The following is an 11,303-nucleotide window of genomic DNA, read 5'->3' on the forward strand; positions in this document are numbered from 1 at the left end:
TATCTCACACCTTCTCGACTTCCGGCCGGCCGAGCAGGCCCTGCGGCAGGAAGATGAGGGTGACGGCGAGGATCGAGAAGGCGGCCACGTCCTTGTACTCGATGGAGAAATAGGCCGACCAGAAAGTCTCGATAAGGCCAATCAGCAGTCCGCCCAGCACCGCGCCCGGCAGCGAACCGATGCCGCCCAGCACCGCGGCGGTGAAGGCCTTCACGCCGGGCACGAAGCCGTCGGCAAAGTTCGCCACGCCATAATACATCAAGTACATAACCCCGGCGACGGCGGCGAGCGCGGCGCCGATGACGAAGGTGAGAGAGATGGTGTGGTCGACATTGATGCCGAGCAGCGCCGCCATCTTGCGGTCCTGCTCGCAGGCGCGTTGCGCCCGGCCGAGCGAGGTTTTCTGCACCAGGTACCAGAAGCCGGCGAGCAGAGCCGTGGTCATCACCATGATGATGACCTGCTTCCAGGCCAGCGTGACCTGGTAATTACCGTTGTCCATCAAGACGATCACATCGGTGATCATCGGCGGCACCGGCTTGTTGCGCGGGCCCTGCGCCACCTGCACGAAGTTCGCCAGCAGGATCGACATGCCGATCGCCGAGATCATCGGGGCCAGGCGGAACGAGCCGCGCAACGGCCGATAGGCGACGCGCTCGATCGCCCAGCTGGTGAGCGAGGTGAAGAACATCGCCACCACCAGCACGATAGCCAGCGCCAGGAAGATGGAGGTGATGCCGAGCACTGTCGTCAGCAGCAGGAAACAGATCAGCGCGATGAAGGTCGCCACCATGAAGACGTCGCCGTGGGCGAAGTTCACCATGCCGATGATGCCAAAGACCATGGTGTAGCCGATGGCGATGAGACCGTAGATAGACCCGAGCGTCAGCCCATTGATGAGCTGCTGAATGAAGACTTCCATTTAGCCGTCGGCTCCCCTCAGCCGGTTGCAGTGCCATCCCGTCACGCCGGGCTCATGCCCATATTATGTTCGTGATCGGGACATAGGCGTTGCCGTCGAGTCTTAGCGTGGCCTGCGAGAGGATACAATTCGATCGAAAGACGAAATGCAATGGATCGATAGCAGTGATATGTCGTCACTATAATACCTCTGCCCGCGGCCCCACGCTCAATTGCGGGGTTTTGCGCCGCGTCGGCAGGCTTTATGCACATCCGACCCCATCTAAATGGGCGGCAATGCATACCGGTGGGGTTGGCCAGTGGATGTAGAAAAGTGGACAGCGTGACCGATGCCAAGGCGGAAGCCGGGCTCTATCGCGAGGCGATGAGCCGTCTCGCCAGCGCCGTCCATGTGGTGACGACGAAGGGCGAGGAAGGCCGTGCCGGCTTCACCGCCACCGCCGTGGTCTCGGTGTCCGACGCGCCGCCGACGCTGCTTGTCTGCCTCAATCGGAGCATCCGCTCGGCGGCGGCGTTCCGGGCCAGCGGGGTGTTCGCGGTGAACACGTTGCGCGGCGACCATGAATCGGTGGCGCAGGCTTTCGGCGGGCGTCTTTCGCTCAATGGCGAACAACGCTTCGGCGTCGGCGAATGGCACGAGGGGCGGCTCGGTGTGCCGTGCCTTGCCGGGGCGCTGGCGAGCTTCGAGTGCCGCCTCGTCGAACTGCGCACCATCGCCACCCATGATGTGCTGGTCGGCCGGGTCGAGGCGATCGCGCTCGGCCATGAGGGGCCGGGCCTCATCTATGTCGGGCGCGGGTTCTGCGTGCTCTGAGCTGCGGATTCGATGGCCCGCCTGTCGGGCTGGACGAAGCCAGGGTTCCCGCGTCTATGATGTTCCACGGATAAGAAACGCATCTGGAGGAATCACATGGCCCTGGAGATGAGCGGCGACTATGAGCTGCCGGTGCCGCGCGAGCGGGTGTGGGCGGCGCTGAACGACCCCGAGATGCTGAAGCGCTGCATTCCCGGTTGCGAGGAGTTGGAGAAGACCTCGGACACCGAGTTCCGCGCCGTGGCGGTCGCCAAGGTCGGCCCGGTGAAGGCGCGCTTCAAGGGCAACGTGACGCTCTCGGATTTCGATGCGCCGGTGAGCTACCGCATCTCCGGGCAGGGCGACGGCGGCATCGCCGGCTTCGCCAAGGGCGGCGCTTTGGTGCGGCTGGAGGCGACCGAGGCCGGCGGCACCAATCTGCATTATGAGGCGGAGGCGCAGATCGGCGGCAAGCTGGCGCAGATCGGCCAGCGCCTCGTCGCCGGCACCGCGAAGAAGATCGCCGACGAGTTCTTCGCGAATTTCGCCAAGGCGGTGGCCGGGGACGGGTCCGCCGCCGCGGCGTGAAATCCAGCCCCGGCTTGCGTCAAAGCCGGCCGGGGCTACCTGTTGCGATCCCGTGCGCCCCGTCGAACGATAGAGTTCGGCAGTGGCCCGCACCATTCCCCTCCGACAGCCGGCATTGGCTTGATCCGCGTACTCCAGGGTGCGGATGGAGGTTCGATAATACTTGTCGCAAGTAGCGCTTCAGCACACGCATGAAGCCCGCGCCGCTCAAACCAATCGATTAATTGGTGAGGATTTGCGGCTTTTAACCCGACATTGTTGAGATCAAGATCAGCCAGCTTGCAGCTTCAGATGGCCGCGATGTGCCGAGGGCCGCGCCAGAACCTTCTGAAGTATACATAATAATATATACAGGCTGGAAGGTAGGAAGACTAATGCCGGAAGTCGTCTATAGCGATCCGCTGTTCTGCGGCCTTGTTGACCGTACGATAACAAGCATTCCCCAAGGTGTCTCGAAGTACGCGGCAGAAGCCGTGAGGGTCGCAAGCAATCCGGGCCGCTGGATCGAGATGCCTCGGATGCCGATCCCGACGGCCGAGATGGGCGTCATCGAATGCGGCGGCAAGGTGCATGTCGTTGGCGGCTATGCCCGCCATAACGTCAATAGCGACTACCATCAGGTCTTCGACCCGCAGAGCGGGGAATGGACCATGAAGGCGCCCATTCCCTTCCCGTGCAATCACCTCTCGCTCGCCGTCGTGGGGCGGCGCATCTACAGCTTCGGCGGGTTCATCGAGCAGAATCGCTGCCCGCACTCGAAGTGCTTCGTCTACGATGCCGACGAGGATCGCTGGGAGCCGCTGCCCAATCTGCTCCGCCCGCGCGGCGCGATTTCCGCAATAGCGCTGGACGGCAAGATCCACCTGCTCGGCGGGCGCGATGTGCGATCGCTGGACTGGCACGAGGTGTTCGATCCCGCCACCGCGAAATACTCGATCCTCGAAGGCATGCGCGGCTCGACGCCGACCCAGCCCTTCGCCGGCCAGCGCTGCCACATGGGCGTGGTGCTGGTGGACGGCAACATCCACGCCATCGGCGGACGCAAGGACTCCTACGATTTCAACACGTCGCTGCATGCGGTCTACAGCCCGGCAGCCGACAGCTGGTCCTTCCGCGCGCTGCTGCCGACGCCGCGCAGCGGTCTCTCCGCCGCCTATGTCGACGGCAAGATCATCGCGTTCGGCGGTGAGGCCCCGGGCATCGTCTTCGCCGCCAACGAAGCCTACGACCCGGCCTCCGACACCTGGGAGACCGTGGCGCCCATGCCGGTGCCCCGCCATGGGCTGCACGGCGCCACCGCCGCGGTCGTCGGCAGCACCGTCTATGTGCCCGGCGGCGCGCCCATCACCGGCGGCGGCGTGCAGGGCGCCTACCACGATGCGTTCACCTTCGGCTGAAAGGAGTTCGCAACATAACGTTCGACGCGTGCCGAAATTCCAAGAACGAAAACAGTAAAAAAACAGTAGTGGGAGGAATATATGACGAACGACGTGGCCCGAACACGTAGAGGGCTGGGCCTGGCGGCATTGGTCGCTGCGGTACTTGTGCTCCCGGGTCTTGCGGCGGCGCAGGAGCCGGTCAAGATCGCGTTCACGCCGACGGCCGCGGCCGGCGGCATCTTCAATGCCCAGGCGGAAGGTTTCTTCGCCAAAGACGGGCTCGCCAATACCGAGCTGATGAGCCAGCAAAACGGCGTGGGCGTCGTCGCGGCGGTGCAGTCGGGCTCGGCGCAGATCGGCTCGGTGGCCGCGGGCGTGTTCTTCGGCGCCATCGAGAACGGCCTCGACTACGTCGCCATCGGTTGCCAGTCGCTATTCGGTCCCGGCACCAAGGTTCTGGCGGTGATCGCCCGCAAGGACATCGACATCAAGACCGCCAAGGACTTCGAAGGCAAGCGCGTTGCGGTGCCGGGCATCAATGGCGGGCACCACATCATGTTCCTCGAATGGCTGCGGGAGAATGGCGCCGATTCGAAGAAGATCACCTTCCTGGAAGTGGCGCATGCGCAGCAGGGCGACGTGCTGCGCGGCAAGACGGTCGACGCCGTGGTCACCGCGGAGCCCAACGTCGCCCGCATCCTGAAGAACGATCTCGGCGTCGTCGTCTCCTACATGAACGACACCAAGCGGAACCTGCCCGATGCCTTCTTCATGACGACGCGGGCCTGGGCTGATGCCCACCCCGATGGCGTGAAGGCGTTCCAGGCCGCGCTCAAGGAAGGCGTCGCGTTCGCCGATGCCAACCCGGCGGAGACCAGCGAGAACACCGCCAAGTTCCTCAAGCAGGATGTCGCCATCGTGCAGGCCGCCGGCAAGCAGCAATTCTGCACGCCGGACCTGACCAAGCATGTGGGCGAACTCAACACCATCATGCTGGATCTCGGCCTCGCCAAGAAGCCGATGGACCCGAAGAAGGTCGTCTGGACCCCCTGAGCGCCTGCGCCGCCCGTCGGCCGCGACAGCCTCCGAACCGCAGTTCGCGGTTCGGAGCGCACTCAAAAGACGCGTACATCGCACCGGAGTCGATCATGCATGCCATTGCGCGGGACAGGTCCGCCTTCCAGATCGCGGCCGAGTCCCCCGTGACGCCGATCATTGTCTTCGATCGCGTGAGCTTTCAGTACGGCACCCTGCCGGTGCTTGACCAGGTCAGCTTCTCCGTCGCGCCTGGCACCGTGAACTGCGTGATCGGTCCCTCCGGCTGCGGCAAGACAACGGTGCTGAGGCTGATCGGCGGCTTCATCCTGGCCACATCCGGCTCGGTTTCCGTCGCCGGCAAGCCCCGCATCCACCCCACGCGCGACGTCGCCGTGGTGTTCCAGGATTACAGCCGCGCGCTGCTGCCCTGGCGCGACGTGTATGCGAATGTCTCGCTGGCGCTGGAGGCCGCCAGGGTGCCGCGCGGCGAGCGCCGCGAGCGCATCGAGAGCATGCTGGAACTGGTCGGCCTCAAGGACCACGCGGCGAAGTATCCCTCGCAGCTTTCCGGCGGCATGCAGCAGCGCGTGCAGATCGCCCGCTGCCTCGCGCAGGATCCCACCATCCTGCTGATGGACGAGCCATTCGGCGCGCTCGACGCGATGACCCGCGGCATCCTCCAGGACGAGCTGCTGCGCATCCAGGAGGAGCGCAAGGTCACCGTGCTGTTCGTCACGCACGATCTCGAGGAGGCGCTGTACCTGGGCAACCAGGTGGTCGCGCTCTCGGCGAATCCGGGACGGATCGCGCGCCTGGTGGAGGTGCCGCTGCCGCTGCCGCGCAACCAGCTGACGACCCGCGAGCATCCCGACTTCCTGCATCTGCGGCGTGACCTCTTCAGCCTCACCCACGGGCACAAGGTATGAGGGCGAAGCTCGACTACAAGCCGATCGTCGTCATCGCCGTGCTGCTGCTCGCGTGGCAGTTCGCGCTCGGCGGCGGCAAGGTGGTGTCGGACACGCTGGCGCCGCCGATCCCCGTCGCGGTCGCGCTGTTCAAGCTGCTTGCGGACGGCACCATCCTGCAGGCCAGTCTGCAGACACTGGCCTCGACGCTGCTGGGCCTCGCGCTGGGGGCAGGGGCGGGGACGGCGCTGGGCATCGTCAGCGGCCTCGCGAGGCCGATCGCCGCCGCGATCCGGGCACCGGTCGAATTGCTGCGCCCCTTGCCGGCGATTGCCCTGGTTCCGCTGATGACCATCGCGTTCGGCCTCGGGCTGAAGATGGAAGTCTTCATCATCTCGTTCGCGGTGTTCTGGCCGGCGGTGATCCTGTCGCAGAACGCCGTCGTCAATGTCGAGCGCCAACTGCTCGAGGTCGCCCAGGCGCTGGAGCTCTCGCGCCTGGCGGCGATCCAGAAGATCGTGCTTCCGGCCATCGTTCCGCGGCTGGTCGTGATGCTGCGCTTCACCGCCGCCATCGCGCTGCTGATCGCCGTCACGGTCGAACTGGTCTCCAATCCGCGCGGGCTCGGCCACGAGATGATGATGGCGTCGGAGGCCTTCGTTCCCGACAAGATGCTCGCCTTCCTCGTCGCCATCACCGTCCTGGGCTGGTGCCTGAACTGGGTGCTGGTCGCCGCCGAGCGGCGCTACGGGCCCGGCGCGCGCAAGCCCGCGAACTGAAAGATCGACGATGTCGCGCTTTTCGAGCCTGCTGACGAACATCGCGTCCATAGGCGTCATCATCGCCGCCTGGTTCGTGGTGACCCACAATGGATGGGCGCCGCGCGTGTTCGTTCCCTCGCCGGATGCGGTCTACCAGAAGCTCGTCGACGGCTTCACCGAGGGCTTGCTGGTCGAGCAGACCACGAACACCGTGGCGTCGATGTTCGTCGGCTGGTTCGCCTGCAGCATTCTCGGCGTCATCCTCGGCAGCATCATCGGCATTTTCCCATGGATCCGGCAGTCGGTGTCGCCGGTGCTGGAGATCTTCCGGCCCATGCCGCCGGCCGCCGTGATCCCGGTTGCTATCGCGATCCTCGGCCTCACGCGGGAAATGTCGATCGCCGTCATCATCTTCGGCGCGATCTGGCCGGCGCTGCTGGCGACGGTCCATGGCTTCCTGTCGATCGAGCCGCGGCTGGTCGAGGTCGGGCAGGCGCTTCGGCTGTCGCCCTTGCAGTTCATCTGGAAGATCGCGCTGCCGAATGCGACCCCGGACATCATCGCCGGCATGCGCCTGTCGATGGTCATCTCGCTGGTGCTCGCCGTCATCACCGACATGATCACCGGCCAGATCGGGCTCGGCAGCCTCGTCGTGCTCGCTTCGCGGATGTTCGACATGGCGGGCCTGTTCGGCGGCCTGGTGATCCTGTCGCTGATCGGCTTCGTCAGCAACAGCGCGCTGCAATATGCCGAGCGCCGGCTGCTGGCCTATCGCAGAACGGCGTGAAGGCAGCACTGGCGCGTCCGGACTTGTCGGCTTCCCTAACGTAGCGTCACGAAAAAATTTATGCCTAACGCTACGATCGGAGCGCTTGACCGGCGTTCCGAACAGGTTTCACACTGGAAAAATGAAAAAGCGGGCGAAAAGCCCCACAACGAGCGGCCGGACGGAGCGAAATCCGCACCCGACGGTCGAAGGAGGGCCATAAGGTCCCCGCCCAGGAGGAAACCGAATGCCAATCGTCTCCATGACCGTCAATGGCCGGGCCGTGAGCGCGGATGTCGATCCCCGCACGCTGCTCGTGCAGTTCATCCGCGAGAATCTGCTGCTCACCGGTACCCATGTCGGCTGCGACACCAGCCAGTGCGGCGCCTGCACCGTGCATCTCGACGGCCATGCGGTGAAATCCTGCACCGTGCTCGCGCTGCAGGCCGAGGGCTGCCAGGTGACGACCATCGAGGGGCTGGCCACGGCCGGCACGCTGCATCCGATGCAGGAGGCGTTCCGCCAGAATCATGGCCTGCAGTGCGGCTTCTGCACTCCCGGCATGATCATGGCCGCTGTCGACATCGTGCACCGCAATGGCAACGTGCTCGACGAGCACGTGATCCGCGAGGAACTCGAGGGCAACATCTGCCGTTGCACCGGCTATCACAACATCGTCGCCGCCATTGCCGATGGCGCGCGTGCCATGGCCACGCCGCCGCTGCGCGCGGCGGCGGAATAGCTCCGGTTCTCCGAGGAACGTCATCCTGAGGTGCTTGCTGTAGGCGAGCTTTGAGGGATGCCCAATCCCGAGCCACGAACATCCTTCGAGGCCGCTGCGCGGCACCTCAGGATGACGGCCTAGCTAGAACAAGAAAGCGATGGCGGCATGCCGCATCGACTCCGGGAGAAACGCCAATGACCGTCACCAGGATCGGCGAGGCGGTGCGCCGCAAGGAAGACCACCGCTTCATCACCGGCAAAGGCCAGTACACCGACGACATCAGCCGGCCCGGCCAGGCGCACGCCTATTTCCTGCGCTCGCCGCATGCCCATGCCCGCATTCGCAAGATCGACACCAGCGCGGCGGCGGCAATGCCCGGCGTGGTGGGCATCCTCACCGGCGCGGAACTCGCCGAGGACAAGATCGGCGATTTGATCTGCGGCTGGATGATCCATTCCAAGGATGGCAGCCCGATGAAGATGGGCTCGCATCCGGCCTTGGCCAAAGGCAAGGTGCGTTATGTCGGCGATCATGTCGCCGTCGTCATTGCCGAGAGCCTCGACCAGGCCAAGGATGCTGCCAGCGCCATCGAGGTCGATTACGAATTGCTGCCGGCGGTGGCGGAACTTGCCACCGCGCAGGACGCGAAGACGCCGCTGGTCCATGACGAGATCCCGGCCAATACGGCCTTCGCCTGGCACCTCGGCGACAAGGCGGCGACGGACGCCGCCTTCGCCCGCGCCCACCATGTGACGAAGCTCGACATCGTCAATCAGCGCCTCGTGCCCAACCCGATGGAGCCGCGCGCGGCGATCGGCGACTATGATTCGGGTAATGACGCCTTCACGCTCTGGACCACCAGCCAGAACCCGCATGTCGCCCGCCTCGTGCTCTCGGCCTTTGTCGGCATTGCTCCCGAGCACAAACTGCGCGTGATCGCGCCGGATGTCGGCGGCGGCTTCGGCTCGAAGATCTTTATCTATGCCGAGGAGACGGTGTGTGCCTGGGCCTCGAAGCGGGTGGGGCGTCCGGTGAAATGGACGTCGGACCGCTCGGAGGCATTTCTCTCCGACGCGCATGGCCGCGATCACATCACCCATGCCGAACTGGCGCTGGACGACAAGGGCAAGATCCTCGGAATGAAGGTCGCGACCCGCGCCAATATGGGCGCGTATCTGTCGACCTTTGCCTCGTCGATCCCGACCTATCTCTATGCGACGCTGCTCTCCGGCCAGTACGACATCCCGGCGATCTATTGCGAGGTGGATGCGGTCTACACCACCACGACGCCGGTCGATGCCTATCGCGGCGCCGGGCGGCCGGAAGCGACCTTCGTGGTCGAGCGCCTCGCCGAGGTCGCGGCGCGCGAGCTGAGCCTCGATCCGGCGGATTTCCGCAAGCGCAACTTCGTCAAGAAGTTCCCGCACACCACGCCGGTCATCATGACCTATGACGCCGGCAACTACCGCGCCTCGCTCGACAAGGCGATGGAGATCGCCGACGTTAAGGGCTTCGGCAAGCGCCGGCGCGAATCCGCCCGCCACGGCAAGCTGCGCGGGCTCGGCTATAGCTGCTACATCGAGGCGTGCGGTATTGCGCCCAGCCAGGCGGTCGGCTCGCTCGGCGCCGGCGTCGGGCTGTGGGAGAGCGCCGAGGTGCGCGTGAACCCGACCGGCAATGTCGAGGTGCTCACCGGCTCGCACAGCCACGGCCAGGGACACGAGACCACCTTCGCCCAGCTCGTTTCCTCGCGTCTCGGCATCCCGATCGAGAATGTCGTGGTCGTCCATGGCGATACCGACAAGGTGCAGTTCGGCATGGGCACCTATGGCTCGCGCTCCGGTGCGGTCGGCATGTCCGCCATCGTCAAGGCGCTCGACAAGGTCGAGGCCAAGGCCAAGAAGATCGCCGCGCATATCCTCGAAGCCGCTGAGGGCGACGTCGAGTTCGCCGACGGCAAGTTCACCGTCGCCGGCACCGACCGCTCGATCGACTTCGCCTCGGTGGCGCTCAACGCCTACGTGGCGCACAAATTCCCGACCTCGGAGATCGAGCCGGGACTGAAGGAAGGGGCGTTCTACGACCCGACCAACTTCACCTTCCCGGCCGGCACGCACATTTGCGAGGTCGAGGTCGATCCCGATACCGGCAAGACCACCATCGCCAACTGGACGGCGGTGGATGATTTCGGCGTCGTCATCAATCCGATGATCGTCGAGGGCCAGGTCCATGGCGGCATCGCCCAGGGCGTCGGCCAGGCGCTGCTGGAAGGCGCGACCTACGACAAGGACGGCCAGCTCATGACCGGCTCCTACATGGACTACACCATGCCGCGGGCCGACGACCTGCCGAGCTTCAAGATGGCCTTCACCGAGACGCGGTGCCCCTCCAACCCGCTCGGCATCAAGGGCTGCGGCGAGGCGGGTGCCATTGCGGCGCCGGCAGCGGTGATCAACGCCATCACCGATGCGCTCGGCACCGAGGCGGTGCCGATGCCGGCGAGGCCCTCGACGGTGTGGCAGGTGGTGCAGCAGACGGGTGCCGCGCGGACGGCGGCGGAATAACGAGAAAACGGGAGAACCCCATGTTCGCCTTCAACTATCATCGCCCGTCGTCCTTGCGCAAAGCCGCCTCGCTGCTCGCTTCCGTCGAGGACGGCAAGCTGCTCGCCGGCGGCCACACGCTGATCCCGACGCTGAAGCAGCGCCTCGCCAGTCCGGGCGACCTCATCGATCTCGGCGGCATTCCGGAGCTCTCCGGCATCTCGCTGTCCGGACGCACACTCTCGATCGGCGCCATGACGCGGCACGCCGAAGTGGCGGCCTCGGCGATCGTAAAGGAAGCGGTGCCGGCGCTCGCGCATCTCGCCTCCCTGATCGGCGATCCGGCGGTGCGCAATCGCGGCACCATCGGCGGCTCGGTCGCCAATGACGACCCCTCGGCCGACTATCCGGCGGCGTGCCTCGGGCTGGGGGCGACCATCATCACCAACCAGCGGCGCATCGAGGCCGACGATTTCTTCCTCGGACTGTTCGAGACCGCGCTGGAGCCGGGCGAGATCATCACCCGCATCGCCTTTCCGGCGGTGCGCAAGGCGGCCTACGAGAAGTTCCCGAACCCGGCCTCGCGCTATGCCATGGTCGGGGTGTTCGTGGCGCGGCGCACGGCGGATATCCGTGTCGCGGTGACCGGGGCTTCGCAGAGCGGCGTGTTCCGCTGGCGCGAGGCCGAGGAGGCGCTGAAGAAGCGCTTCGCCGCCAAGTCGCTGGAGGGCGTGCCGACCCCGCCGGCCGAGGACATGATCGACGACATCCACGGCAGCGGCGCCTACCGCTCGCACCTCGTCGGCGTGATGGCGAAGCGCGCGGTGGAGAAGGCGGCGGAGTGAGACTGGGTTAGGTCTGCTCGGCGTGAGCATCCTTCGAGGC

General features: G+C 65.5%; 11 protein-coding genes. 10 read left to right on the forward strand and 1 reads right to left on the reverse strand.

Features of this window, described 5'->3' with window-relative positions; all coding sequences use genetic code 11:
- Positions 1 to 4: 4 nt before the first annotated feature.
- Positions 5 to 922, reverse strand: coding sequence for a branched-chain amino acid ABC transporter permease LivH (locus G3545_RS01230; protein WP_170009111.1), 918 nt, complete (start codon positions 920 to 922; stop codon positions 5 to 7).
- Between the two features lie 312 nt (positions 923 to 1,234).
- Between G3545_RS01230 and G3545_RS01235 the strand changes: the two genes are divergently transcribed.
- The 10 genes from G3545_RS01235 (at position 1,235) to G3545_RS01280 (ending at position 11,263) form a co-directional block, all read left to right on the forward strand.
- Complete coding sequence (locus G3545_RS01235) at positions 1,235 to 1,735, forward strand: flavin reductase (RefSeq protein ID WP_246702642.1); 501 nt, start codon at positions 1,235 to 1,237, stop codon at positions 1,733 to 1,735.
- 96 nt (positions 1,736 to 1,831) lie between these two features.
- The gene (locus G3545_RS01240; protein ID WP_170009113.1) at positions 1,832 to 2,302 is read left to right on the forward strand and encodes a carbon monoxide dehydrogenase subunit G; all 471 of its coding nucleotides are present in this window, start codon (positions 1,832 to 1,834) and stop codon (positions 2,300 to 2,302) included.
- 518 nt (positions 2,303 to 2,820) lie between these two features.
- A complete protein-coding gene (locus tag G3545_RS01245; protein WP_170009114.1) occupies positions 2,821 to 3,699 on the forward strand; it encodes a kelch repeat-containing protein in 879 nt (292 codons plus the stop codon).
- A gap of 81 nt (positions 3,700 to 3,780) precedes the next feature.
- Positions 3,781 to 4,734 carry an ABC transporter substrate-binding protein gene (locus tag G3545_RS01250; RefSeq protein ID WP_170009115.1) on the forward strand — a complete coding sequence of 318 codons (954 nt, stop codon included), beginning with the start codon at positions 3,781 to 3,783 and terminating at the stop codon, positions 4,732 to 4,734.
- Between the two features lie 95 nt (positions 4,735 to 4,829).
- Positions 4,830 to 5,645, forward strand: coding sequence for an ABC transporter ATP-binding protein (locus G3545_RS01255; protein ID WP_170009116.1), 816 nt, complete (start codon positions 4,830 to 4,832; stop codon positions 5,643 to 5,645).
- Complete coding sequence (locus G3545_RS01260) at positions 5,642 to 6,403, forward strand: ABC transporter permease subunit (RefSeq protein ID WP_170009117.1); 762 nt, start codon at positions 5,642 to 5,644, stop codon at positions 6,401 to 6,403. The genes G3545_RS01255 and G3545_RS01260 overlap by 4 nt, the downstream gene beginning before the upstream one ends.
- Before the next feature lie 10 nt (positions 6,404 to 6,413).
- Positions 6,414 to 7,172, forward strand: coding sequence for an ABC transporter permease (locus G3545_RS01265; RefSeq protein ID WP_170009118.1), 759 nt, complete (start codon positions 6,414 to 6,416; stop codon positions 7,170 to 7,172).
- A 226-nt stretch (positions 7,173 to 7,398) separates the two neighbouring features.
- Positions 7,399 to 7,893, forward strand: a complete 495-nt coding sequence (locus G3545_RS01270) for a (2Fe-2S)-binding protein (RefSeq protein ID WP_170009119.1) — start codon at positions 7,399 to 7,401, stop codon at positions 7,891 to 7,893.
- A gap of 176 nt (positions 7,894 to 8,069) precedes the next feature.
- Positions 8,070 to 10,439: a xanthine dehydrogenase family protein molybdopterin-binding subunit gene (locus G3545_RS01275; RefSeq protein ID WP_170009120.1), complete on the forward strand. Its 2,370-nt coding sequence runs from the start codon at positions 8,070 to 8,072 to the stop codon at positions 10,437 to 10,439.
- A 20-nt stretch (positions 10,440 to 10,459) separates the two neighbouring features.
- On the forward strand, positions 10,460 to 11,263 hold the full coding sequence (locus G3545_RS01280) for a xanthine dehydrogenase family protein subunit M (RefSeq protein WP_170009121.1): 804 nt from the start codon (positions 10,460 to 10,462) through the stop codon (positions 11,261 to 11,263).
- The last annotated feature ends 40 nt before the right edge of the window (positions 11,264 to 11,303 follow it).

The organism is Starkeya sp. ORNL1 (assembly GCF_012971745.1).
Classification (GTDB): domain Bacteria; phylum Pseudomonadota; class Alphaproteobacteria; order Rhizobiales; family Xanthobacteraceae; genus Ancylobacter.

Coding starts and splice junctions, on each gene's coding strand:
- G3545_RS01240 (WP_170009113.1), top strand. CDS start 1,832: ATGGCCCTGGAGATGAGCGGCGACTATGAGCTGCCGGTGCCGCGCGAG.
- G3545_RS01265 (WP_170009118.1), top strand. CDS start 6,414: ATGTCGCGCTTTTCGAGCCTGCTGACGAACATCGCGTCCATAGGCGTC.
- G3545_RS01280 (WP_170009121.1), top strand. CDS start 10,460: ATGTTCGCCTTCAACTATCATCGCCCGTCGTCCTTGCGCAAAGCCGCC.
- G3545_RS01250 (WP_170009115.1), top strand. CDS start 3,781: ATGACGAACGACGTGGCCCGAACACGTAGAGGGCTGGGCCTGGCGGCA.
- G3545_RS01275 (WP_170009120.1), top strand. CDS start 8,070: ATGACCGTCACCAGGATCGGCGAGGCGGTGCGCCGCAAGGAAGACCAC.
- G3545_RS01260 (WP_170009117.1), top strand. CDS start 5,642: ATGAGGGCGAAGCTCGACTACAAGCCGATCGTCGTCATCGCCGTGCTG.
- G3545_RS01270 (WP_170009119.1), top strand. CDS start 7,399: ATGCCAATCGTCTCCATGACCGTCAATGGCCGGGCCGTGAGCGCGGAT.
- G3545_RS01245 (WP_170009114.1), top strand. CDS start 2,821: ATGCCGATCCCGACGGCCGAGATGGGCGTCATCGAATGCGGCGGCAAG.
- G3545_RS01255 (WP_170009116.1), top strand. CDS start 4,830: ATGCATGCCATTGCGCGGGACAGGTCCGCCTTCCAGATCGCGGCCGAG.
- G3545_RS01230 (WP_170009111.1), bottom strand. CDS start 922: ATGGAAGTCTTCATTCAGCAGCTCATCAATGGGCTGACGCTCGGGTCT.